Raw genomic sequence first — 22,022 nt, 5'->3', positions numbered from 1 at the left:
GAGGATCCGATGCCGCAAGTCGTCGTCACGATCGATGGAAAGACCTTCCGCATGGCCTGCGCGGATGGCGAGGAGCGCCATCTCGAAAGCCTCGCCGCGGAGGTGGACGGGCGGATCGGCGAGCTGCGCAAGAGCTTCGGCGAGATCGGCGACCAGCGTCTGGTGATGATGGCCGCGATCATGACGGCGGACGAGTTGTCCGAGCAGCGCCGGCGGATCGCTGGGCTCGAAAAGGCGTTGGCGGAAGCCGACAAGGCGCGCGAGGACGCCGTGCGCCGGCTCGCCGACAGCGACAAGCGGCTCGTCGGCCATGTCGAACATGTCACCGAGGCGATCGAGAAAGCCGCGGAGCGCCTGGAGCGGCGGGTCTGACGAGCGGGCCTCCGGCGTCGTCCGGCCGGGCCCGTCAGGCGCCGCCACACATGTGCTGCGAGTCCGCCAGGAGCCAAGTGTCCTCGGTGCGTTCGTTGGTGACGAGGTAGGTCCGCCCTCGGTCGTCGCCCTCCGGGCAGCGCCGGGGAATGCCGACGAGACACATCGTGACCCTGTCGCCCGGCTTCGAGGCGATCAGCGCCTCCTCCCGGTCGTAGGACACCTGGTAGCCTCCATTTCGATATTCGATGCCCGTCCCGGCGTCGAAGTCGCCGCCCTCCAGCCGCGAATGGACCGAGTCGACTCTCGTCGCGACGCATTGGCCGATCGTCTCCGGCAACGCGCCGGTGTCCGCGGCCTTTCCACCGGCAATGGTGGTCGCGGTGATGTCCGCCGGACGCGCAACCGGCCCGCTCCGCTGCGCGAGACTGTCCAACACGCCGACATAGGTCGCGAGGATGCAGGCGCGGTCGGCGCCGCAGGCGCGCCGGTCGGCGAGGAAGTCGCGCGCCACGGTCTGCACGTCGTCGAAGGCGGCGGCCTTCCGCGCGGCCGCGTAGGATGTCGACAGGCGCGCGTCGAGATCCGACAGGCGGGGGTCGGCGCAGACCGCCGTCTCGTCCGGCGTCGACGCCTTGGCGCAGTCGAAACCGGCGGCCGTCGCCGGACCGGTCAGGACGAGGAGCGAAGCAAGCACGATCCAGCGGCGCATTCGCGTCGTCCTTGCGCGCCGCGACGGGCCTTCGCGGGCCACGACGGAAGTTTCGCCGCCAATACCGGACAAACCGATCATGCCATCATGCCTTCAGCTTGTATCCCGTCCTGAAGATCCACCAGATCCCGGCAAGGCAGAGTGCCATGACGACGAGGGTCATGGCGATGGAAATGCCGACCGAGACGTCCGACACCCCGTAAAAGCTCCAGCGGAAGCCCGAGACGAGATAGACGACCGGGTTGAAGAGCGTGACCGTCTGCCAGAAGGGCGGGAGCATATCGATCGAGTAGAAGCTTCCGCCGAGAAAGGTCAGCGGCGTCACGACGAGGAGCGGGACGATCTGGAGCTTCTCGAATCCGTCCGCCCACACGCCGATGATGAAGCCGAAGAGGCTGAAGGTCACGGCGGTCAGGACAAGGAAGAGCACCATGACGACGGGATGCTCGATGCGGATGTCGACGAAGAGCGATGAGGTCGCGAGGATGATCAGGCCGAGCATGATCGATTTCGTCGCGGCCGCGCCGACATAGGCCGCCGTGATCTCGAAGGCCGAGATCGGCGCGGACAGGATCTCGTAGATCGTGCCGGAGAATTTCGGGAAGTAGATGCCGAAGGAGGCGTTGGAAATGCTCTGCGTCAGGAGCGTCAGCATGATGAGGCCGGGCACGATGAAGGCGCCGTAGCTGACGCCGCCGACCTCGTCCATGCGCGAGCCGATCGCCGAGCCGAAGACGACGAAATAGAGCGAGGTCGAGATGACGGGCGCGACGACGCTCTGAGCGAGCGTGCGGAAGGTGCGGGCCATCTCGAAGCGATAGATGGCGCGGATGGCGGGAAGGTTCACGTGGCTTCCTTCACGAGGCTGACGAAGATGTCTTCCAGCGAACTCTGATGCGTGGAGAGGTCGCGGAAGGTGATGCCGGCGTCGGCGAGCGCGCCGAGAAGCGTCGTGATCCCGGTGCGCGGACCCTTGGTGTCGTAGGTGTAGACCAGTTCGCCGCCGTCGGCGGATCTCTCGAGCGCGAAGTCGGCGAGGCTCTCGGGAAGGGCAGCGATCGGATGCGTCAAGGCGAGGCGCAACTGCTTGCGCCCGAGCTTTCGCATCAGTTCGGCCTTTTCCTCGACGAGGATGATCTCGCCCTTGGAGATGACGCCGATGCGATCGGCCATCTCCTCGGCCTCCTCGATGTAGTGCGTCGTCAGGATGATGGTGACGCCGCTGTCGCGAAGGGCCCGCACGACGTTCCACATGTCCTGACGCAATTGCACGTCGACACCCGCCGTCGGCTCGTCGAGAAAGAGGATGCTCGGCTCGTGCGACAAGGCCTTGGCGATGAGAACGCGCCGCTTCATGCCGCCCGACAGCGTCATGATCTTGGAATCCTTCTTGTCCCAGAGCGAAAGCTGGCGAAGAACCGTCTCGATGTGGGCGGGGTTCGCGCGCTTGCCGAACAGGCCGCGCGAGAACGACACCGTCGCCCAGACCGTCTCGAAGGCGTCCGTCGTCAGTTCCTGCGGCACGAGCCCGATGATCGAGCGTGCGTGGCGGAAGTCGGTCCGGATATCGTGTCCGTCGGCGCTGACGGTGCCCGTCGTCGGACTGACGATCCCGCAGATCACCGAGATCAGCGTCGTCTTGCCTGCCCCGTTCGGGCCGAGCAGCGCGAAGATCTCGCCGCGCCGGATCTGGAGATCGATCCCTTTCAAGGCGGCGAAGCCGGTCTCGTAGGTCTTGGTGAGACCTCGCACGTCGATGATGGCGGACGTCGACGCCCCCATGTCTGGCTGTCCCATGTCGATCCTTGCGCCGCGTCTGGCTTTCGGGGCAACCTCGCGCTTTCCCGCGCTATTGCAAGGGAGCTCTGGCATTCAGACCGTTCGACGAAACACGGCGCGACGCTCTGGCCACCGCGACCGCAAGAGCCTATATCCCGTTGCGGCGGGCTGCGCGGTGCGACAGGGGTAACATTTCCTCGGGGCCTTACGCATCCCCTAGGGAGCTGTCCCTGCCTCGGCCCGTGGGCTGGGGCACACGGCGCCCACCTACACTGTAGGTTCCCGGGATCGACTTCTCCATCGACCGAGGTGGCTCGCCACTCCTTCGTCTCGCTATCGTTCGTCCTGCTTTCATCGCATGGCCATCCGTCCTAAACCCGCTCGGCACAGCGCGGGGGGAGCGGCATGGACATCGACGGCGGAGCGCAGGACGACCTCAGGGCCAAGAAGAGCCGGCTGCGGGCCGAAGCCCTCTCGCGCCGCGACGCCATGGGCGTGGAAGCTCGGATCGAGGCGTCGCTCGCCGTCGCGGACCTGCTCGGCGACACCATGGAATTCGATCCGGGAACGATCGTCTCCGGGTTTCTTCCCATCCGATCCGAGATCGATCTGCGCCCGCTGATGGCGCGGCTCGCCGATCGCGGCGCGCGGCTCTGCGTGCCGGCGATCGTCGGCGGCGAGCTGGAGTTCCGTCAGCTCGTTCGCGGCGAACCGCTGGTTCCGCAGGGTTTCGGCACGCTGGCGCCGGGAGAGGGCGCCGCCGTCCTCGATCCGCTTCTCATGCTCGTGCCGCTGTCGGCCTTCGACGCGCGCTGTCATCGCATCGGTTACGGCCGCGGCTACTACGATCGCGCGATCACCCGGCTGCGCGACAAGGGCGTCTCGCCACGGCTCGTCGGCGTCGCCTTCGCCGTGCAGGAGGTGGAGACCGTTCCGACCGAGGCGCACGACGTGGCGCTCGACCTGATCGCGACGGAGGCCGGCATCCGGCATCCCGCCTGAACCGGGCTCTGTCAGCGCCCGCGCGGCCTGCCGAAGATCTGGGTCCAGTAGGGACGACCGTCCGGCGCCCTTGCGCCGGCGAAACCGATTTCGGTGACGTCGGGATTGAGAAGATTCTTCCGGTGGCCGGGAGAGGCGACCCAGCCGGCCATGGCCCTGTCGTAGTCCCGATAGGACTGCGCGATGTTCTCGGCCGTCGTCGTCCAGTCGTAGCCGGCGGCGCGGACCCGGTCGGGCAGGACGCCGTCGACCGCATGGTCCATCCGGTTCTTCTTCGCCATGGCCCTCGACTGGGCGAGGGCGGCTACCATCAGACGATCCTCCATGCGCAGCGCCGGCATGCCGTTTTCGGCGCGAAAGGCGTTGACCCGTTGGAGCGCTTTCGTGCGATCGATGATGACGAGGTCCGTCGGCGCGGAGGTTTCGGGAAGCGCGGCGCAGCCGGCGGCGAGGAGAGCCAGCGACAGGGCGAGGAGGGAGCGGGCGGTCGGCTGCAAGGCGGCATGGTCCGGTTCGGTGAAAAGCTCGGGACGATTGACGCGAGATCGCGTCGATCCTGCGGCGGAGCGCCCTAGATCAAGCGCGAAATCCCCGAAGACGACAGCCGAAGGCCCGACGACGCCATGATCGATCTCTACACCTGGACAACGCCGAACGGCGAGAAGCCCGTCCTCTTCCTCGAAGAGGCCGGCATCGACTACGAACTGAAGCTCGTCGACATCTCGACCGGCGCGCAAAAGGAGGCGGGCTTCCTGGCGGTCAATCCGAACGGGCGCATTCCCGCCATCGTCGACCGGACGGACGAGGGCGGCGAAACGCGCGTCTTCGAATCCGGATCGATCCTCCTCTACCTCGCGGAGAAGAGCGGCAAGCTCCTGCCGCAGGCGCAGCCGCACCGGGCGGAAGCTCTGTCGTGGATGTTCTTCCAGGCGGGAGGGACGGGTCCGATGATCGGACAGTGGCATCACTTCAACACCGCCGCGCCGGAGAAGCTGCCCTATGCGATCGATCGCTATGCCAAGGAGTCGCGGCGGCTGCTCGGCGTTCTCGACGGGCGGCTCGCCGACTTCGAATGGCTCGCCGGCGATTACGGGATCGCCGACATCATGAACTTCTCCTGGGCGCGTTCCGGGATCGAGGAACTGAACGCGCGCAGCGACTTTCCCGCGCTGGCCGAATGGGTCGACCGGATCGCCCGCCGCGACTCGGTCGTGCGCGGCCTCGGCCGCCTGAAGGCCGCCAAGGACGAGCTGCAGGGATGAGGTTCCTCTTTCTCGGCGACATGGTGGGGCGCGCGGGACGCTCGGCCGTCTTCGATCGGCTGCCGGGGCTGATCCGGGACTGGAGGCTCGATTTCGTCGTCGTCAACGGCGAGAACGCGGCCGGCGGCTTCGGCGTGACGGAGGAGATCCTCGAGGCGACGCTGGCCGCGGGCGCGGACGTCATGACCACGGGCAATCATGTCTTCGACCAGCGGGAGGCTCTCGAATTCTCGACGCGGCACGACCGGTTCCTGCGTCCGCTGAACTATCCGGCGGGCGCGCCGGGCAAGGGTTCGGGGCTCTTCGAGGCGAGGAACGGGGCGCGCGTCCTCGTTTCCAACGTCATGGGCCGCGTCTTCATGCATCCCGAGCTCGACGATCCGTTCCGTGCCGTGGCCGAACTCCTCTCGGCCTGTCCGCTCGGCGAGCAGGCCGACGCCGTGATCCTCGACTTTCACGCGGAGGCGACCAGCGAGAAGCAGTGCTTCGCCCATTACGTCGACGGGAAGGCGAGCGTCGTGGTGGGAACGCACACGCATGTGCCGACCGCCGACCACCAGATCCTGTCCGGCGGCACCGCCTATCAGTCGGATGCGGGCATGTGCGGAGACTACGATTCCTCGCTCGGGATGGAGAAGGAGGAGCCGCTGAACCGGTTCCTCACCAAGATCGCGCGCGGTCGCTTCGAGGCCGCGCAGGGGCCGGCGACGATCTGCGGATTGGCCGTCGAGATCTCGGATCGGACGGGCCTGGCGGAGAAAGTCGCACCGGTCCGGCTCGGCGCGCGGCTCGAAGAAGCGATTCCGACCTTCTGGGCGTAAGAATCTTTCCCGTGTTGCATTGCGGCACGTTGTCTTTCGAAAACCCATCGCCATGTGTCGCAAGCCGGATTGACTGGGGCCCTTCAAATCAGGCGTTTCAAGGGATTGTAAGGTAGGCGAACATTTTTCGTTCTCCGCGTCCGACAGTCCCTCCAGGGCCGTGAACACAGGCGGCGGGATGCCGCTTCAAAACGCACGCCGCGATCGGAGCGATCGGGCGCGAAGGAGGATGAGTGGACCAAGCAGTGTCGAATGCGGTCGCGGAAACCGCGCTCACGGGAATGGCGGCCGATGCGGTGCCAACCTGGGTCTGGCTCACAACGATCGGCGCCATTGCCGCTCTCTTCGTGTTCGATTTCTTCAGCCACACGCGCAAGGCGCACGAGCCGACCTTCAAGGAAGCGGCTCTCTGGTCCACCTTCTACGTCACCATCGCGCTTCTCTTCGGCTGGGGCGTCTGGCACTTCTGGGACCGCGACCACGGCATCGAATATTTCGCGGGCTTCATCACCGAGAAGTCGCTGTCGGTCGACAATCTCTTCGTCTTCGTCATCATCATGGCGAGCTTCAAGGTGCCGCGAGCCTATCAGCAGAAGGCGCTGCTGATCGGCATCGTGATCGCCCTCGTCATGCGCGGCCTCTTCATCGCGGCGGGCGCGGCGGCGATCGAGCGCTTTTCCTGGGTGTTCTACCTCTTCGGCCTCTTCCTCCTCTACACCGCCTGGAAGCTGGCGGCGGAGAGCTTCAAGCACGGCGCGAAGTCGACCGACGAGGAATACGAGCCGAACGCGATCGTCAAATACTTCCAGCGCCATCTGCCGACGACGCCGGACTATCGGGGCAACGCGCTCACTGTGATCGAGAACGGCAAGCGCTACTTCACGCCGATGTTCATCGTGATCCTGGCGCTCGGCATGACCGATCTCCTCTTCGCTCTGGATTCGATCCCGGCGATCTACGGCCTGACGGACGCGCCCTACATTGTCTTCACGGCCAACGCCTTCGCGCTGCTCGGCCTCCTTCAGCTCTACTTCCTGCTCGGCGGCCTGCTCGACCGGCTCGTCTATCTCGGCCTCGGCCTGTCGCTGATCCTCGCCTTCATCGGCGTCAAGCTGATCATCCACGCGATGGAGGCCAACACGCTGCCCTTCCTGAACGGCGGTCAGCCGATCGAAGGCCTGCCGCACATCGAAACCAGCTTCTCGCTCTCGGTGATCATCGGCATCCTCGTCGTGACGACGGTCGCCAGTCTCCTGAAAAGCCGATCGGACAGCCGAAAGGGACTCTGATCTCCCTCGGTCCGGCAACGCGACATGAGAAAGCCGGCGAAAGCCGGCTTTCCTCGTTCTGCTTCCGGTGGCGAGGCTGCCGACATCAGACGCCGTCGAGGATGATCACGGTGGGGCGCTCGGGAAGCGTTCGCATCGAGACGGTGAGACTGCGTTCGTCGCGCCGTTCGACCGCGAAGCCCGGCAGGCGCTCGAGGAAGCGCTCGATCGGCCCGGCGAAGCGGTGCATGGGCAGGACGATCTGCGAGCGCAGCCGCTCCACCGTTTCGCCCATTCCCGCCTGGCTCAGCGTCCAGGAGCCGTCGACCGGTACCATCACGATGTCGAGCCGTCCGATGTCGGCGAAGTCCTCGTCCGTCAGCCGATGATGGAGATGGCCGAGATGTCCGATGCAGAGCCCGGCCACTTCGAAGACGAAGATCGAGTTTCCGTCGGCCTCGACGTCGCCGCCGCCCATGCGGATATCGGTCGGAACATTGCGGACGTAGAGATCGTCGACGGTCACGGCATGCCGGGCGGGTCCTCCGTCCGGGTTCCAACCCCGCAAGACCGTTTCGATGGCGGGATCGGGAACGTTCGTGAAATGGGTCGAATGCGCCTTGTTCATGGTGGCGATGCGCGGCGGCGGGCCCTCTCCGGAGAAGCCGGAATAGTCGGTCGCCGCGGTGACGCCGTTCGGGCTCTCGATGATGTAGGTCGAGTGGTGGGCGTAGGTGATCCGCACCTCGTCCCGGCCGAGCGCGGCGAGAAGGAGGCTCGAGGGCCGGGCGTCGAAGGACGCGTATCTCGCCTTCGGCACAGCGTCCGCGATCGCATGGCAGGTGCTTGGAACGCCCTGCGCCGAGGCTTTGCCCGTCTGGGGCAGTCCTGCGAAGAGGCTGACGAGGAGAGCGGGAACGAGGCACGGGCGCATGGGGCGAGCCTTTCCGTAAGCGGGGCGATGGGGTCGAGTGCATGACCAGGGTCGGCGGATCTCGGAAGGTAACCAAGTCTCGCGCCCGCGTGCGTTCATGATCGCGTGAGCGGAGCCTCGAGATCGGCTCGTCTTTCCGCTTGCTCACTCGACGGAGCAGGCCTAACGAGAATGCGGCTAAAACTAGACAACGAGACTCATATTTTGCGCTCGATCCTCCTCCGCTACGCGACGCCCTTGACGACGGGTCTCTTCATCGTCTCGCTGGTCTCCGGCGTCGCCCTCTTCTTCCATTTCGAGGGTCGGCTCTTTAAGGCGATGCACGAGTGGTTGAGCATGATCCTCGCCGTCCCCTTCGGTCTCCACCTCTGGAAGAACTGGCGCCCGCTCGTCTCCTATTTCAAGCGTCCGCCCATGACGGTCGCGCTGCTCGCCTCGCTCGTCGGCGCGCTCGCCTTCGCCGTGCCGGCGATGCTGGCGCCGCCCGGCGGCGGCAACCCGATGCAGGCCGTTCTCGGCGCCGTGCAGAACGGGACGATCGCCCATCTCGCGCCGCTCTTCGGCCATACGCCCGACAGCCTCGCCGAAGCGATGCGGGGCAGGGGCCTCGTCGTCGCCTCCAGCCAGGCGAGGCTCGGCGAGGTGGCGGAGGCTTCGAACCGCACGGCCCGCGACATGCTGCCGATCCTCGCCGACCTCCGACGTTGAGGGCCAGCACCTCGCTTCTGGACGCTTGGCGGCTTTTTGACTAAGAAGCACCGCTTTCCAGACGTCGACATCACGGGTGCCCCATGGCCGGCCATTCACAGTTCAAGAACATCATGCACCGCAAGGGCCGCCAGGATGCGGTCCGATCCAAGCTCTTCTCCAAGCTCGCGCGCGAAATCTTCGTCGCGGCCAAGGGCGGCTTGCCCGATCCCTCGATGAATGCGCGTCTTCGCCTCGCCATCGCCAATGCCAAGGCGCAGTCGATGCCCAAGGACAATATCGACCGCGCGATCAAGAAGGCGTCGGGCGCGGACGGCGAGAGCTACGACGAGGTCCGCTACGAGGGCTATGGTCCGGGCGGCGTCGCCGTCATCGTGGAGGCGCTGACCGACAACCGCAACCGCACGGCCTCGAACGTGCGCTCCTACTTCACCAAGTCCGGCGGCGCGATGGGCGAATCTGGTTCGGTCGCCTTCATGTTCGATCGCGTCGGCGAAATCGTCTTTCCGGCGAAAGCCGGCAGCGCGGACAAGGTGATGGAGGCCGCGATCGAGGCGGGCGCCGACGACGTCGTCTCCGATGACGACGGCCACACGATCATCACCGCCTTCGAAACCCTCGGCGAAGTCTCGGCCGCTCTGGAAGCCTCGCTCGGCGAGCCGCAGAGCGTGAAGATCGTCTGGAAGCCGCAGACGGGAACGCCCGTCGACGAGGAAAAGGCGGAAAGCGTGATGAAGCTCATCGCCAATCTCGACGACGACGACGACGTGCAGAACGTCTACGCCAATTTCGAGGTGGACGACGCCGTCATGGCGAAGCTTTCCGCCGCCTGACCTCTTCCGACCGGGCGCGAGCGGAGCCTGCCGAGACGCGGGCTGCGCTCCTCGTCAGCCCGTATCGCCGCGGCTCTTGCGCTCCGCCGCCGAGGGCAGGATCGTCTCGGTTACGAGGCGATGGAGATCCTCGACATAGCCGCCGCGCCCGGACGGCTGCGTCTCGTCCGACGTGATCGCGACGGTGAGGGCGAGATCTGGGAAGACGTAGATCATCTGCCCGCCGTAGCCCCAGCCGTAATAACCGGTGCGGCCCGCGAAATCGTCGATGAACCAGCCATAGCCATAGCGACCGTCGTGAAAGCGCGAGGTCGTGCGCGGCGTCCAGGACCGGTCGATCCAATCCCGGGAGAGAACCCGCGTTCCGTCCTCGGCCGTCCCGCCTCGGCGGTAGAGCTCGCCGAAGGCCAGGAGCGAGCGTGGGGTCATCGCCATCTGGTTTCCGCCGAGATAGACGCCCTGCGGGTCCCGCTCCCAGCTCGCGATCTCGACGCCGGCCGGTCGCAGCCAGTCGCGCGCGAGCTGCAGGGTGGACTTGCCGCCGACCTTCGTCAGGATCGCGGACAGAAGATGCGTCGATCCCGTGGAATAGAGCATCGAGCCGCCGGGTTCCTCGACGAAGGGGCGCGCCAGCGCATCGCGGACCCAGTTCCGCGAGGAGATCCATGCGCCGTAATTGGCCCCGGATGTCCGCTCCAAGCCCGCCTGCATGGACAGGAGGTTGCCGATCGTCACGGTGGCGAGGCGCGGATCGGGATCTTGTGGGAAGTCCGCGCCGAGGATCTCGGCGATCTTCTGGTCGGGTCCCGTCAGCAGGGCCTTGTCAATGGCGATGCCGACAAGGGCCGAGACGATCGACTTCGACGCCGACTTGATGTTGGTCGATCGCGAGGTCCGTGCGCCGCGAAACCCTTCCTCGACGACCGTCTCGCCGTCCTGCGCGATCATCAGGGTTTCGAGCGCCGGCAGCGCCCGGCTTCGTCGGACCGCCTCGTCGAAGCTCGCGACATCCCGGACGGGCGATGCGACGGGCGGCGTCATGGTCGCGGAGGCCGGCGACTGCGCCTGAGCCGAAGCGCCCCAGGCGACGAACGAAAAAGCGAGGGCGAAGGATCGTCGGTTCAACATCCGGGGCAAATGGGACGATGATCGAGCGTGTGCCAGCCGGGGTCACCTCGAGTTGAGATCACCGTGTCGGTCGTTCTCCGTTGTTTTTGGTTCGTTCATGGTTTGTCTTTAGCGGTCCGTCGTGTCACTCTCGAACGGGACAGGCCTTCATGTTGCAGGAGACGAGCATTCGCATCTGGGGAATCGATCCCGGCCTGCGCCGGACCGGATGGGGCGTCGTGGAGACGGTCGGCAACTCGTTGCGCTTCGTCGCCTCGGGGACGGTGACGTCCGACGCTTCTTTCGATCTGGCGACGCGCCTGCGACAATTGCACGACGGGTTGCAAACCGTCTTTCAGACCTATCGCCCGGACGAGGCGGCGGTCGAGCAGACCTTCGTCAACAAGGATGCGGTGGCGACGCTGAAGCTTGGGCAGGCGCGGGGCATCGCCATGCTGGTTCCGGCTCTGGCCGGCTTGCCCGTCGCGGAATATGCGCCGAATGCGGTGAAGAAGGCCGTGATCGGCGTCGGCCATGGCGAGAAGAAGCAGATCCACATGATGGTGAAGGTCCTGATGCCCCGGGCGACCTTCGACACCGACGACGCGGCCGATGCGCTCGCCATCGCCATCTGCCACACTCATCACCGTCAGTCGGCGCAGGCCCGGGCGGCCTTTGCGGGCCTGTGATGTTCTTGACGTGTTCTCATTCGCGCGGTAGGTAATACCGCAGTGGTATTACTTTGGGGCGACCTTCGTGCGGATCACGGAAAAAGGTCAGGTGACGATCCCGAAGGCCATTCGCGAGCGGTTGGGCGTCGGGCCCGGCAGCGAGGTCGACTTCGTGGAGCATGGGGATGTGGTCGTGATCTCACGTCGGGACGCGGCATCCGACCCCGCGACGCGGCGGGCGGAGATGGAACCTCATATCGTCGCGATGCGGGGGACGATCGACACGATGGGAATGGATGGGAAGGCGTTCGTCGATTGGTTGAGGGGACCGCGCGACGATGTCGACACTCATTGACACCAACATTCTGATTGATCTCCTGGGGACGGGACCCGTCTTCGAAGGGTCCGTCGACGCCGTCCTGCGTCAGGCGGATGCGGGGCCGATCGTGATCGGTGCCGTGGTCTGGGCCGAACTCGCCACGTCAGCGGTTCAGGAGGAGCAGTTGATGCGCCGCCTGGCTTGGTTGCGACCAAGGCGAGAGCCGTTTCCGTTCGAAGCAGCCTATGCCGCGGGTTTGGCACACTGGTCCTATCGGGATCGCGGGGGGCAGCGCGAGCGCACACTTCCTGACTTCCTGATCGGAGCCCACGCTCTGGTGGCCGGGCATCGGCTGCTGACCCGAGATCCCAAACGCTATCGCGCTTATTTTCCGACCCTCGATCTCACTTCGCCGGAGTCCCATTCTTGATCGGAAAGCTGAAGGGCGTCGTCGACGAGATCGGCGACGACCACGTGGTGGTGGACGTCCACGGGGTCGGCTACGTCGCCTATTGCAGCGTGCGCACGCTGTCGACGCTGCCGGCGGCGGGGGAGGCGGTGACGCTGTTCATCGAGACCTATGTGCGCGAGGACATGCTGCGTCTCTACGGCTTTTTGAGCGAGCTGGAACGCGGCTGGTTCCGCCTGCTCCAGAACGTCCAGGGCGTCGGCTCCAAGGTGGCGCTCGCCATTCTCGGCACGCTTTCGACGGGCGAGCTCGGCAGCGCCATCGCGCTCCAGGACAAGGCCATGGTGGCGCGAGCCCCCGGGGTCGGGCCGAAGGTCGCCGCGCGGATCGTGGCGGAGCTGAAGGACAAAACACCGGCCTATGCCGGCGCGTTCGAGTCGTCGGACATCGGGCTGAAGCGCGATCTGGGTGAAGGCGTCGCGCCCGCTCCGGTCGCGGATGCGGTCTCCGCCCTCGTCAATCTCGGCTACTCGCGCGATCAGGCCGCGAGCGCCGTCTCGACCGCATCGCGCGAAGCGGGGGACGGAGCGGAGACGCGGACGTTGATCCGGCTGGGCTTGAAGGCGCTCAGCCGGGTTTGAGCAAGCGTTGTGAAGCCAAAGCCGCATCGTTACGATGATAGCCACGTCGTCAGGAGATCGTCATTGGCAAGTGCAGGGATGACGTCGAAGACACCGTCGACGATGCCGAAGACCCGTCCTGACGGCCGGGATGTCGAGTCATCGCCGGCCGCATCGACGGCGACGGCCGCCGTCGATCGAAACGTCGCCAACCCCGTTCCAGGAACGAGCCTTCTTTCATGAGCGACGCACATCGGCTCCTCACGCCGGACAAGCAGGGCGAGGACATCGATCAATCCCTGCGACCTCAGAGGCTCGACGACTTCACGGGGCAGGCCGCGGCGCGCGCGAACCTCAAGGTCTTCATCGAGGCGGCGAAGGGGCGGGGCGAGGCGCTGGATCACGTGCTCTTCGTCGGGCCGCCGGGTCTCGGCAAGACGACGCTCGCCCAGATCATGGCGAAAGAGCTCGGCGTCAATTTCCGCTCGACCTCCGGCCCGGTGATCGCCAAGGCCGGCGATCTCGCCGCGCTCCTCACCAATCTGGAAGACCGCGACGTCCTCTTCATCGACGAAATCCATCGCCTCAGCCCGGCGGTGGAGGAAATCCTCTATCCCGCGATGGAGGACTTCCAGCTCGATCTCATCATCGGCGAGGGGCCGGCGGCGCGCTCGGTGAAGATCGATCTGGCGAAGTTCACGCTGGTCGCGGCGACGACGCGCCTCGGCCTCCTGACGACGCCGCTGCGCGACCGGTTCGGCATTCCGGTCCGGCTGAACTTCTACACGGTGGAGGAACTGGAATCGATCGTCCGGCGCGGCGCGCGCATCATGAACCTGCCGCTCGGCGAGGACGGGGCACGCGAGATCGCCCGTCGCTCGCGCGGCACACCGCGGATCGCCGGCCGCCTCCTGCGCCGCGTGCGCGATTTCGCCGACGTCGCGAAGGTCGCCCTGGTCGATCGTCGGATCGCCGACGAGGCCCTGACGCGTCTCGAAGTGGACAGTCTCGGCCTCGACCAGCTGGACCGGCGCTATCTCGATCTGATCTCGCTGACCTTCGGCGGCGGACCCGTCGGCATCGAGACGATCGCGGCCGCGCTCTCGGAGCCGCGCGATGCGATCGAGGACATCGTCGAGCCGTATCTCCTGCAGAACGGCTTTCTCCAGCGCACGCCCCGAGGGCGCATGTTGACCGCCCATGCCTTCCGCCATATCGGCCTCGCGGTGCCGCAGGGCTGGCAGGGGGCGCAGGCGAGCCTCTTCGAGGACCCTCTGCCGGAAACCTGACGTCCGTCCGTCCGCCTCTTTCTCTGGTCCCCCGCAAGGCGATGGGGTAAGCGCGGGACATGCAGAGCGACCTTGCCGGCCAGCTGACCGACTTCGGCCACCGACTTCTCGTACGGGTCTATTTCGAGGACACCGACTTCTCCGGCGTCGTCTACCACGCACGCTATCTCCATTTCCTGGAGAGGGGCCGCAGCGACTACCTGCGTCTCAAGGGCATCGGACATCGCGAACTGGCCGATGGAATCCATGGCGAGCCGATGGCCTTCGCGGTCCGGCACATGGAGATCGACTTCCTGCGGCCCGCGCGCATCGACGACGTGCTGGCGGTCGAGACCCGTACGATCCTCCTCGGCGGAGCGCGGGTCATCCTCCAGCAGCGCATCCTTTCGGACCAGACCGTTCTCGTCGAGGCAAAGGTCAAGGTCGCGGTGATCTCGCCGGAGGGCAAGCCGAGGCGGATGCCGGACGCCGTTTCGGCGATCCTGTCGACCGACATCGCGTCCACGTGAACGGCACTGCAGCATTTTCGCAACGAATGCTTAACCTTAATGCTGCTTGATATGCCTTCGCGGCCAGTGCCGATGGCAACGCCATTCTTTCGCTCCATTCAAACGGTGTGAGATAGGCGGGGTTTATCGAAAACTTGACGCATGAGACGGGAAACGGTCGTTCCTTCGCGAAGGAACCCGTCACCGATGCATCGGCGGCCGAGCGATGACGCGCGAGCCGGCCGGCTCCCATTTCGAGGGTCTGAAGACGATATGAACGAGATCGCTCAAGGCGCTCTGGCCGCACCCGAGCACAGCGTATCCCTTTGGGGACTGTTCTGGCAGGCCGGCTTCATCGTGAAGATGGTGATGCTGGGGCTTCTGGGCGCGTCCGTCTGGAGTTGGGCCATCATCGTCGACAAGACCATGCGCTACGGCAGCTTTCGGCGCCAGCTGAACACGTTCGAGAACAATTTCTGGTCCGGCCAGTCGCTGGAAGAGCTCTATCACACGCTTTCGGAGCGCAAGACCAACGGCATGGGCGCACTCTTCGTCGCCGCCATGCGCGAATGGAAGAAGTCGTTCGAGAAGGGCGCCCGCTCTCCGATCGGGCTTCACACGCGCATCGAGAAGGCGATGGACGTCACGCTCGCCCGCGAGATGGACCAGTTGGAGTCGCGCCTCGGCTTCCTCGCCACGATCGGCTCGGCCGCGCCCTTCATCGGGCTGTTCGGCACCGTCGTCGGCATCATGACCTCCTTCCAGGCCATCGCGGCCTCCAAGCAGACCAATCTCGCCGTCGTCGCGCCCGGCATCGCGGAAGCGCTGCTCGCCACGGCCATCGGCCTCGTCGCGGCCATTCCCGCCGTCATCGCCTACAACAAGCTGTCGGCCGATGCCGGCAAGCTCGGCATGCGGCTCGAAGCCTTCGCGGACGAGTTCTCCGCCATCCTGTCGCGTCAGATCGACGAGAAGGCCGCGCGCTGAACGCGGGCGGTCTCGGGCGATCCGTCCGGCACGACGATACGAGGTACTGAAATGGGCATGTCGGCAGGTGGAGCGGGTGGAGGCGGGTCTCGGCGCGGCGGACGGCGTGCGCGCCGCGCGCCGATGAGCGAGATCAACGTGACGCCGATGGTCGACGTGATGCTCGTGCTTCTTATCATCTTCATGGTCGCGGCGCCCATGCTGACGGTCGGCGTGCCGCTCGACCTGCCGGAAACGCAGGCCAAGGCGCTGAATGCCGAGACGCAGCCGATCGAGATCTCCATCAAGTCCGACGGCAACATCTTCATCGGCGAGAACCCGATCGCGATCGAGGACGTCGTGACCCAGCTGACCGCCGTCGCCAAGACCGGCTACAAGGAGCGCATCTTCGTGAAGGGCGACCGTGCCGCCGATTACGGCCGCGTCGCCGAGGTCATGGCGCGCATCTCGACCGCGGGCTTCACCAATATCGGTCTCGTCACCGCGCCCGAAACCACGGGCTGACCGGCGCTATCGTCATGAAATCGGGCATCGTCGTCTCCTCCGGCATCCATCTCGCGGTCCTCACCTGGGGATTGTGGGCCTTCTCGTCGCCGCCTCCGCTCGACGTCGCCTATTCCGAGGCGCTGCCGGTCGAAATCGTCATGGCGGAAAGCTTCGAGGGCGTGAAGGGCGAGAAGGACGCGCCCGTCAGCGAGAAGCCGGCGCCCAAGCCGACGACCAAGCCCGAGACGCTGCCGATGGCCGCCGAGAATGTCGGCGACAACGAGGCCGACCTCGCGACGCCGCCGACGCCGGACAAGACACGCAACCAGACCCCGCAGACCGGCGCGCCCAAACCCACCGCACGGCCCGAGATCGAGCCGACGCCGGTCGAGGAGGCGCCGAAGGTGGCGGAGGCGAAGCCGCCGGAGCCCCAGAAGCCCGAGCCCAAGCCTCCGGAGCCGAAACCCGAGCCGGTGACGGAAAAGCCCAAGCCGACACCGCCGAAGGAAACGGTCGAGAAGATCGATCCGCTGGCGGAGATGATCGCCGAGGACAAGACCGAGCCGACGCCGGAACCGGAGCCCGAACCGAAGAAGGTGGTGAAGCACGCGGTCAAGCCGAAGCCGCCCGAACCGGTGAAGGTCGCCGAAGCCAAGCCCGACGCTCCGAAGACGGAAGCGAAGAAGTCCGCGCCCAAGAAGGAAAAGGCGGCGAAGGCGGACACCGCCTCCGAGGACGCGCCCGACAGCGACATGGATTTCGAGGCCATGGCGGCGGCTGCGATCAACAAGCAGAAGTCGGCCGGCGGCGGCGCGAAGCGCTCCACCGAGACCGCCTCGCTCGGCTCCAGGAAGACGACCGGCGCCAAGCTCTCGCGCGGCGAGACGGACGCGCTGCGCGATCAGCTGTCGGGGTGCTGGAGCATTCCCGCCGGCGTCGAGGATGGCGGCAACCTGAAGGTCTCCGTGCGCTTCAACCTGAACGGCGCCGGCAAGCTGGACGGACGACCGGTGGTCGACGCGTCCAGCGGCAACCGCGTGTTCGACGAGAGTGCCGTGCGCGCGGTCCAGAAATGCGACCGCGAGGGATTCAGTCTGCCGCAGGACAAGGCCGAGATCTGGGCCGAAGTCGTCGTGAATTTCGATCCGAGCGAGATGTTCTGAGCCTTGGCCGGATCACCCCGCTCCTTACAAAGCCCTGTCCGAGCGAAGCGGAACCGCCGCGCGCTCGGACCTTGCGGCTGACAACGAAGAGCTGGAGATCATCCGGCGGCCCCTGGTCGCCGGATGATCTCCAGAAGCCAAGAGGCTCTCCGGAATGCGTTATTTCACCAAGACGTTCGCCATGGCCTGCCTGCTTTTGTTCGGCGGCGCGCTCGTGGCGGCGCCGCCAGCCAAGGCCGTCGTCGAGATCGACGTGACCAAGGGCAACGTTCAGCCGCTGCCGATCGCCATCACGCAGTTCCAGACGCAGAATCCGGTCGGGCGGCAGATCACCGAAGTGGTCACCGCCGACCTCCGGCGCTCCGGCCTCTTCGCGCCGATCGATCCCGCCGCCTTCGTGCAGAAGGACATCAGCCCCGACGTCGCGCCGCGCTTCGCGGACTGGACCGTCATCAATGCGCAGGCGCTCGTCACCGGCAAGGTCTCGCCGGAGGCCGACGGCCGGCTTCGCGTCGAGTTCCGCCTCTGGGACACGTTCGCCGGCCAGCAGCTCGACGGCCAGCAGTTCTACACGACGCCGGAGAACTGGCGCCGCGTCGCCCACATCATCGCGGATGCGATCTACGAGCGGCTGACGGGCGAGAAGGGCTATTTCGACACGCGCGTCGTGTTCGTGTCCGAGACCGGCGCCAAGCAGAGCCGCGTCAAGCGTCTCGCGATCATGGATCAGGACGGCGCCAACGTGAACTATCTGTCCGACGGCAGCGACCTCGTCCTGACCCCGCGCTTCTCGCCGAGCCGGCAGGAGATCACCTACATGTCCTTCGGCCGTGGCGAGCCGCGCGTCTATCTCCTGCAGCTGGAGACCGGACAGCGCGAGGTCGTCGGCAACTTCCCCGGAATGACCTTCTCGCCGCGCTTCTCGCCGGACGGGCAGAAGGTCGTGATGAGCCTGCAGCAGGAGGGCAACGCCAACATCTACGCGATGGATCTCAGGTCCCGCGCGACGACGCGGCTGACCTCGACCGCCGCGATCGACACCTCGCCCTCCTATTCGCCGGACGGCGCGCGCATCGTCTTCGAGAGCGACCGGGGCGGACGCCCGCAGCTTTATACGATGGGCGCGGACGGCTCTGGCCAGAACCGCATCTCCTTCGGCGACGGCTCCTACTCGACCCCCGTCTGGTCACCGCGCGGCGATCTCATCGCCTTCACCAAGCAGTCGGGCGGGCAGTTCCAGATCGGCGTCATGCGGCCGGACGGGTCGGGCGAGCGCATCCTGACCTCGGGCTTCCACAACGAGGGTCCGACCTGGGCCCCGAACGGTCGCGTCCTCATGTTCTTCCGCGACCAGAAGGGCGGGGGCGGGCCGCAGCTGTTCTCGATCGATCTCACCGGCACGAACGAGCAGCGCATCGCGACGCCGGGCTTTGCTTCCGATCCCGCCTGGTCGCCAGCCCGCGAGTAGGAGCGGCCCCTAGGCCGGCAACGGATCGCCCGATCGGCGAAGGCGCGTGCCACGGCGGAGCGCGCCTCGCATTCGACGTCTCCTGGCTCTCGGCGGGGATCGCGGGGACCGCCAGACGCGCCGTCCCGCTGAAGGGCCGGTACGGAATCAAATGGTTGGCGTTCGATTTATTGTGAACGTTTACTTGGTCTTAAGTGTGAACGCAGTAAACGTCGCCTTACGAAATTCAATCGAAATCGAAGGAGCTGGCCATGCGCCGGATGTCTGTTTTGGCTCATAGCCGCATCGCACTCGCCCTCGTCGCCGCTCTCGCGGTCGCCGGTTGCGCCAAGAAGAACAACCTGCCGGACAACGCGGCCGGCCTCGGCCTCGGCGGCGCCGGCGGTCTCGGCGGTGCGGGCGGCCTCGGTGGAGCCGGCGGAAGCGCCGCACCCGGCACGAGCCAGGACTTCACCGTCAATGTCGGCGACCGCATCTTCTTCGACACGGATTCCTCGGTCGTGCGCGCCGACGCGCAGCAGACTCTCGCCGCCCAGGCGCAGTGGCTGAACCAGTATTCGCAGTATTCGATCACCGTCGAAGGCCATGCCGACGAGCGCGGCACCCGCGAGTACAACCTCGCGCTCGGCGCCCGCCGTGCCGCCGCGACCCGCGAGTATCTCGCCTCGCGCGGCGTCGCCTCCAACCGGATGCGAACGATCTCCTACGGCAAGGAGCGTCCGGTCGCCGTTTGCGACGACATCTCCTGCTGGTCGCAGAACCGCCGCGCGGTCACCGTTCTGAACGGCGCCGGCAGCTGATCTCGGCCTCGTTCGCTTCGATCGAAAAGGGCGGCTCCCGAAAGGGGCCGTCCTTTTCGCGTTTTCGCTTCGGGTGCATCATCTTGACGGCCCCAATTTGGCCGAGGAATCTGGTAAGGGCCTTGGGTGCGGCGCGGCGAGGACCTTCGCGGCCGAGGACACGAGAGACACAAGAGGAATGACCATGGCACTTCCCGCCCGCTGGACGGCCGCCGCCGCAGTGCTGCTGGCGATCACCGCGCCCGCCTCGGCGCTGAACCTGCCATTCGGGCTGGGGGCGCCCTCCGATCGCGGCGACAGCGTCCGCGCGGCGCCCGAAACGCGCGAGAACCCGCCGGTGCGATATGCCCAGGCCGGCGATGCCGGGCAGCGGATCATGCAGCTCGAGGAGGAGAACCGGCGCCTCAACGGCAAGGTCGAAGAGCTGTCCTTCCAGATGCTGCAGATCCAGGAGCAGATCCGGAAGATGCAGGAGGACACCGATTTCCGCCTGCAGGAGATCGAAGGTGCCGCGTCGGCCGGTGGCGAAAAGCGCACCGATGCCGCGCCGGCGACGCGACCGGCGTCCGGCACCACGGGAACGCTTGCGGGCAGCGGCGACGCGGAGATGGGCGCGGCCGCGCCGGACGTCGCCGCGGGAGGACCTGCACCGAGCGGCGACGAGATCGGCAATCTTCTGGGCGGCGGTCTCGACGTCGGCTCCGTCGCGGCGCCGTCCGCGGGAGCTTCCTCGGCGGCGTCGGGAACCGTCGCATCGGTGACGCCGGCCAGCGCGGGAGAGCTCTACGATCTCGCCTACAATTATCTCCTCGCCGGCGACTACCAGCTCGCCGAGAGTTCGTTCCGGCAATATGCCCAGACCTATCCGACGGCGAAGGACGTGCCGGACGCACAGTACTGGCTGGGCGAGAGCCTCTTCGCCCAGGCGAAATACGCCGATGCCGCCGAGACCTTTCTCAACGCGCAGAAAGCCTATCCTAAAAGCGGAAAGGCGCCGGAAATGATGCTGAAGCTCGGCATGTCGCTGTCCAAGCTCGACAATCGCGAGACGGCCTGCGTGACCTTCAAGGAGGTGACGCGCCGCTATCCGCAGATGAGCGCCAACGTCAAGCGCAAGCTCGACGTCGAGAGCAAGGCGACCAACTGCTGAGCGGGACGATCGAGCGCGGCGCAAGCCCCCGATCGAACACGAGGCTCCCTGCGTCGTCGCGGCTGCTCCAGTCGCTGTGCGGGTCGGACTCATCATCCGTCGAAGGTCCCGTCCTGCTCGCCGTGTCAGGCGGGGCGGATTCAATGGCGCTTCTGTCTCTTGCCCTCGACATCCGAGGCGAAGTCGGCCGCCAGGGCGTCGAATTTCACGTCGCGACCGTCGACCATGGCTTGCGGACGGCGTCCCGCGAGGAGGCGGCCGGCGTCGGACGCGTGGCCCGGGACTGCGGCCTTCCCCACGATATCCTCAGCTGGACCGGCGCCAAGCCCGTCTCGAACCTCCAGGAGGCCGCGCGGCAGGCGCGCTACGCTCTCCTGGAGGCGCATGCAAGGCGCATCGGCGCATCGCGCGTCGTGGTGGCTCATCACGAGGACGACCAGATCGAGACGCATCTCCTCGCCCGTCTTCGGCGGGCAGGGGATCGCGGGCTTGCCGGCATGCGGGCGCGGCGCGAGCTCGGTCCGGGCGTCGCGCTGCTGCGGCCGTTCCTCGATCTTCCCGGTGCGATGCTGCGGGCGACAGGTGGTGCCCGCGAACTGCCCTTCGTGGAGGACCCGAGCAACCGCGACGAGCGGTTCTTGCGGGTTCGCCTGAGGCGGGAAGCGGCCGGATTCGGACGCCAAGAGCGCGAACGCATCCTCGCCGCGATGTCGGAGCACGGGGCCCGCCGAGATGCCGCCGACCTCCGCGTGGCACTGGCGCTCTTTCACGGTGAGCTGGGCATGGCGGCTCGGGTCGATGGCTACGGCGCCGTGCGGCTGGCGGCGTCCCGCATCGCCGGTCTCGCCTCCGATGTCCGGGCCGACCTCCTGGCCCGAGTTCTGACGGCGGTGTCCGGCCTGGAGCACGCGCCGGAACGCGCGGCCTTGGAGCGTCTTCCCGCGGTGCCCGTGGATGTCGGGCCGACCGCGGCGACCCTCGGGGGCGTGCGCGTCGAGAACGGCGACGACGTCGTCTTCTCCCGCGAATACGGCCGACGCGGGCCGGAGGCCGTCGACCTCACGGGATCGAACGGTGCGGTCGTCTTCGACCGGCGCTTCAACGTGTCGCTGGAGCGGGAGGGGCCGTTCGGATCGACTGACGGCGGTGGTCGGCTCGTGGCCTTCGGCTCGCTCGGCCTCGGCAACACCCGGGAACGAACGATGCCGGTGCTGGTGGACGGAGCGGGCCGGGTCCTCGCCGTGCCGGACATCCTGGCCCGCAAGGTCCCCGACGCGGCGCGGCTCCCCTTGACGTCACGCGTCGCGGCCCGGCTGGCCGCCGACCTGCCTTCCCCAGCGGCCGTCGGTGCGACGGGTTAACCGGGCGGACCGC

Annotated in this window: 26 protein-coding genes and 1 other RNA gene; 21 read left to right on the top strand and 6 right to left on the bottom strand. The window is 66.6% G+C overall.

The annotated features are described in order from the left end of the window. Positions 1 to 9: 9 nt before the first annotated feature. A complete protein-coding gene (locus ASG43_RS01745) occupies positions 10 to 372 on the top strand; it encodes a cell division protein ZapA (RefSeq protein ID WP_056499534.1) in 363 nt (120 codons plus the stop codon). A 34-nt stretch (positions 373 to 406) separates the two neighbouring features. Here ASG43_RS01745 and ASG43_RS01740 read toward each other — a convergent pair whose 3' ends face one another. The 3 genes from ASG43_RS01740 to ASG43_RS01730 all read right to left on the bottom strand — a co-directional run bounded on the left by ASG43_RS01740 (position 407) and on the right by ASG43_RS01730 (position 2,881). Next, on the bottom strand, positions 407 to 1,084 hold the full coding sequence (locus tag ASG43_RS01740; protein ID WP_056499532.1) for a lysozyme inhibitor LprI family protein: 678 nt from the start codon (positions 1,082 to 1,084) through the stop codon (positions 407 to 409). A gap of 85 nt (positions 1,085 to 1,169) precedes the next feature. Beyond that, positions 1,170 to 1,931, bottom strand: coding sequence for an ABC transporter permease (locus tag ASG43_RS01735; RefSeq protein ID WP_056499530.1), 762 nt, complete (start codon positions 1,929 to 1,931; stop codon positions 1,170 to 1,172). Beyond that, positions 1,928 to 2,881 carry an ABC transporter ATP-binding protein gene (locus tag ASG43_RS01730; RefSeq protein WP_244487948.1) on the bottom strand — a complete coding sequence of 318 codons (954 nt, stop codon included), beginning with the start codon at positions 2,879 to 2,881 and terminating at the stop codon, positions 1,928 to 1,930. The genes ASG43_RS01735 and ASG43_RS01730 overlap by 4 nt, the downstream gene beginning before the upstream one ends. Positions 2,882 to 3,025: 144 nt before the next feature. On the opposite strand from ASG43_RS01730, the gene ssrS reads away from it, so the two are divergent. Then, positions 3,026 to 3,183, top strand: a non-coding RNA gene (gene ssrS / locus ASG43_RS21920) — 6S RNA. Positions 3,184 to 3,268: 85 nt separating this feature from the next. Continuing rightward, positions 3,269 to 3,865, top strand: a complete 597-nt coding sequence (locus tag ASG43_RS01725) for a 5-formyltetrahydrofolate cyclo-ligase (protein ID WP_056499527.1) — start codon at positions 3,269 to 3,271, stop codon at positions 3,863 to 3,865. 11 nt (positions 3,866 to 3,876) lie between these two features. Here ASG43_RS01725 and ASG43_RS01720 read toward each other — a convergent pair whose 3' ends face one another. Next, positions 3,877 to 4,362 (bottom strand): CAP domain-containing protein, encoded by a 486-nt coding sequence (locus ASG43_RS01720; protein WP_056499524.1) that lies wholly within the window; start codon positions 4,360 to 4,362, stop codon positions 3,877 to 3,879. Positions 4,363 to 4,488: 126 nt separating this feature from the next. On the opposite strand from ASG43_RS01720, the gene ASG43_RS01715 reads away from it, so the two are divergent. The 3 genes from ASG43_RS01715 to ASG43_RS01705 all read left to right on the top strand — a co-directional run bounded on the left by ASG43_RS01715 (position 4,489) and on the right by ASG43_RS01705 (position 7,237). Continuing rightward, entirely contained in the window at positions 4,489 to 5,127 is a 639-nt protein-coding gene (locus ASG43_RS01715; RefSeq protein WP_056499522.1) for a glutathione S-transferase N-terminal domain-containing protein, read from the top strand. Further along, positions 5,124 to 5,948 (top strand): YmdB family metallophosphoesterase, encoded by an 825-nt coding sequence (locus ASG43_RS01710; protein WP_056499521.1) that lies wholly within the window; start codon positions 5,124 to 5,126, stop codon positions 5,946 to 5,948. Before ASG43_RS01715 ends, ASG43_RS01710 begins: the two co-directional genes overlap by 4 nt. 233 nt (positions 5,949 to 6,181) lie before the next feature. Then, positions 6,182 to 7,237, top strand: coding sequence for a TerC family protein (locus ASG43_RS01705; RefSeq protein WP_244487947.1), 1,056 nt, complete (start codon positions 6,182 to 6,184; stop codon positions 7,235 to 7,237). A gap of 85 nt (positions 7,238 to 7,322) precedes the next feature. Here ASG43_RS01705 and ASG43_RS01700 read toward each other — a convergent pair whose 3' ends face one another. After that, on the bottom strand, positions 7,323 to 8,150 hold the full coding sequence (locus tag ASG43_RS01700; RefSeq protein ID WP_056499519.1) for an MBL fold metallo-hydrolase: 828 nt from the start codon (positions 8,148 to 8,150) through the stop codon (positions 7,323 to 7,325). 204 nt (positions 8,151 to 8,354) lie between these two features. On the opposite strand from ASG43_RS01700, the gene ASG43_RS01695 reads away from it, so the two are divergent. Continuing rightward, positions 8,355 to 8,858 (top strand): DUF4405 domain-containing protein, encoded by a 504-nt coding sequence (locus tag ASG43_RS01695; protein ID WP_156386332.1) that lies wholly within the window; start codon positions 8,355 to 8,357, stop codon positions 8,856 to 8,858. Positions 8,859 to 8,941: 83 nt separating this feature from the next. Continuing rightward, complete coding sequence (locus ASG43_RS01690; RefSeq protein WP_056499515.1) at positions 8,942 to 9,691, top strand: YebC/PmpR family DNA-binding transcriptional regulator; 750 nt, start codon at positions 8,942 to 8,944, stop codon at positions 9,689 to 9,691. 54 nt (positions 9,692 to 9,745) lie between these two features. On the opposite strand, the gene ASG43_RS01685 is transcribed toward ASG43_RS01690, so the two are convergent. Then, the gene (locus ASG43_RS01685) at positions 9,746 to 10,732 is read right to left on the bottom strand and encodes a serine hydrolase (protein WP_156386331.1); all 987 of its coding nucleotides are present in this window, start codon (positions 10,730 to 10,732) and stop codon (positions 9,746 to 9,748) included. A gap of 236 nt (positions 10,733 to 10,968) precedes the next feature. On the opposite strand from ASG43_RS01685, the gene ruvC reads away from it, so the two are divergent. The 13 genes from ruvC to tilS all read left to right on the top strand — a co-directional run bounded on the left by ruvC (position 10,969) and on the right by tilS (position 22,009). Continuing rightward, the gene (gene ruvC, locus ASG43_RS01680; protein ID WP_056499510.1) at positions 10,969 to 11,487 is read left to right on the top strand and encodes a crossover junction endodeoxyribonuclease RuvC; all 519 of its coding nucleotides are present in this window, start codon (positions 10,969 to 10,971) and stop codon (positions 11,485 to 11,487) included. A gap of 67 nt (positions 11,488 to 11,554) precedes the next feature. After that, complete coding sequence (locus tag ASG43_RS01675; protein ID WP_056499509.1) at positions 11,555 to 11,824, top strand: AbrB/MazE/SpoVT family DNA-binding domain-containing protein; 270 nt, start codon at positions 11,555 to 11,557, stop codon at positions 11,822 to 11,824. Then, positions 11,808 to 12,218 carry a type II toxin-antitoxin system VapC family toxin gene (locus ASG43_RS01670; protein WP_056499507.1) on the top strand — a complete coding sequence of 137 codons (411 nt, stop codon included), beginning with the start codon at positions 11,808 to 11,810 and terminating at the stop codon, positions 12,216 to 12,218. Before ASG43_RS01675 ends, ASG43_RS01670 begins: the two co-directional genes overlap by 17 nt. After that, complete coding sequence (gene ruvA / locus ASG43_RS01665; RefSeq protein ID WP_056499506.1) at positions 12,215 to 12,838, top strand: Holliday junction branch migration protein RuvA; 624 nt, start codon at positions 12,215 to 12,217, stop codon at positions 12,836 to 12,838. The genes ASG43_RS01670 and ruvA overlap by 4 nt, the downstream gene beginning before the upstream one ends. Positions 12,839 to 13,056: 218 nt before the next feature. Then, complete coding sequence (gene ruvB / locus ASG43_RS01660) at positions 13,057 to 14,106, top strand: Holliday junction branch migration DNA helicase RuvB (RefSeq protein WP_056499504.1); 1,050 nt, start codon at positions 13,057 to 13,059, stop codon at positions 14,104 to 14,106. A gap of 59 nt (positions 14,107 to 14,165) precedes the next feature. After that, positions 14,166 to 14,615, top strand: coding sequence for a tol-pal system-associated acyl-CoA thioesterase (gene ybgC / locus ASG43_RS01655; protein ID WP_056499502.1), 450 nt, complete (start codon positions 14,166 to 14,168; stop codon positions 14,613 to 14,615). Positions 14,616 to 14,876: 261 nt separating this feature from the next. Continuing rightward, the gene (gene tolQ / locus ASG43_RS01650) at positions 14,877 to 15,581 is read left to right on the top strand and encodes a protein TolQ (protein ID WP_156386446.1); all 705 of its coding nucleotides are present in this window, start codon (positions 14,877 to 14,879) and stop codon (positions 15,579 to 15,581) included. Between the two features lie 51 nt (positions 15,582 to 15,632). Then, on the top strand, positions 15,633 to 16,085 hold the full coding sequence (gene tolR, locus ASG43_RS01645) for a protein TolR (RefSeq protein WP_056499498.1): 453 nt from the start codon (positions 15,633 to 15,635) through the stop codon (positions 16,083 to 16,085). 14 nt (positions 16,086 to 16,099) lie between these two features. After that, the gene (locus ASG43_RS01640; protein ID WP_056499496.1) at positions 16,100 to 17,230 is read left to right on the top strand and encodes an energy transducer TonB; all 1,131 of its coding nucleotides are present in this window, start codon (positions 16,100 to 16,102) and stop codon (positions 17,228 to 17,230) included. A 181-nt stretch (positions 17,231 to 17,411) separates the two neighbouring features. Beyond that, positions 17,412 to 18,698, top strand: coding sequence for a Tol-Pal system beta propeller repeat protein TolB (tolB, locus tag ASG43_RS01635; protein WP_056500955.1), 1,287 nt, complete (start codon positions 17,412 to 17,414; stop codon positions 18,696 to 18,698). A gap of 251 nt (positions 18,699 to 18,949) precedes the next feature. Further along, positions 18,950 to 19,498 carry a peptidoglycan-associated lipoprotein Pal gene (gene pal / locus ASG43_RS01630; RefSeq protein ID WP_056499494.1) on the top strand — a complete coding sequence of 183 codons (549 nt, stop codon included), beginning with the start codon at positions 18,950 to 18,952 and terminating at the stop codon, positions 19,496 to 19,498. A 184-nt stretch (positions 19,499 to 19,682) separates the two neighbouring features. Further along, positions 19,683 to 20,648: a tol-pal system protein YbgF gene (gene ybgF, locus ASG43_RS01625; RefSeq protein ID WP_162244656.1), complete on the top strand. Its 966-nt coding sequence runs from the start codon at positions 19,683 to 19,685 to the stop codon at positions 20,646 to 20,648. A 122-nt stretch (positions 20,649 to 20,770) separates the two neighbouring features. Continuing rightward, positions 20,771 to 22,009 carry a tRNA lysidine(34) synthetase TilS gene (gene tilS / locus ASG43_RS01620; protein ID WP_280137182.1) on the top strand — a complete coding sequence of 413 codons (1,239 nt, stop codon included), beginning with the start codon at positions 20,771 to 20,773 and terminating at the stop codon, positions 22,007 to 22,009. Positions 22,010 to 22,022: the final 13 nt, after the last annotated feature.

It is taken from the genome of Aureimonas sp. Leaf454 (assembly GCF_001424685.1).
Classification (GTDB): Bacteria; Pseudomonadota; Alphaproteobacteria; order Rhizobiales; family Rhizobiaceae; genus Plantimonas.
The sequence above is the reverse complement of the archived record's forward strand: the minus strand, read 5'-3'. Positions and strand labels throughout refer to the sequence as shown.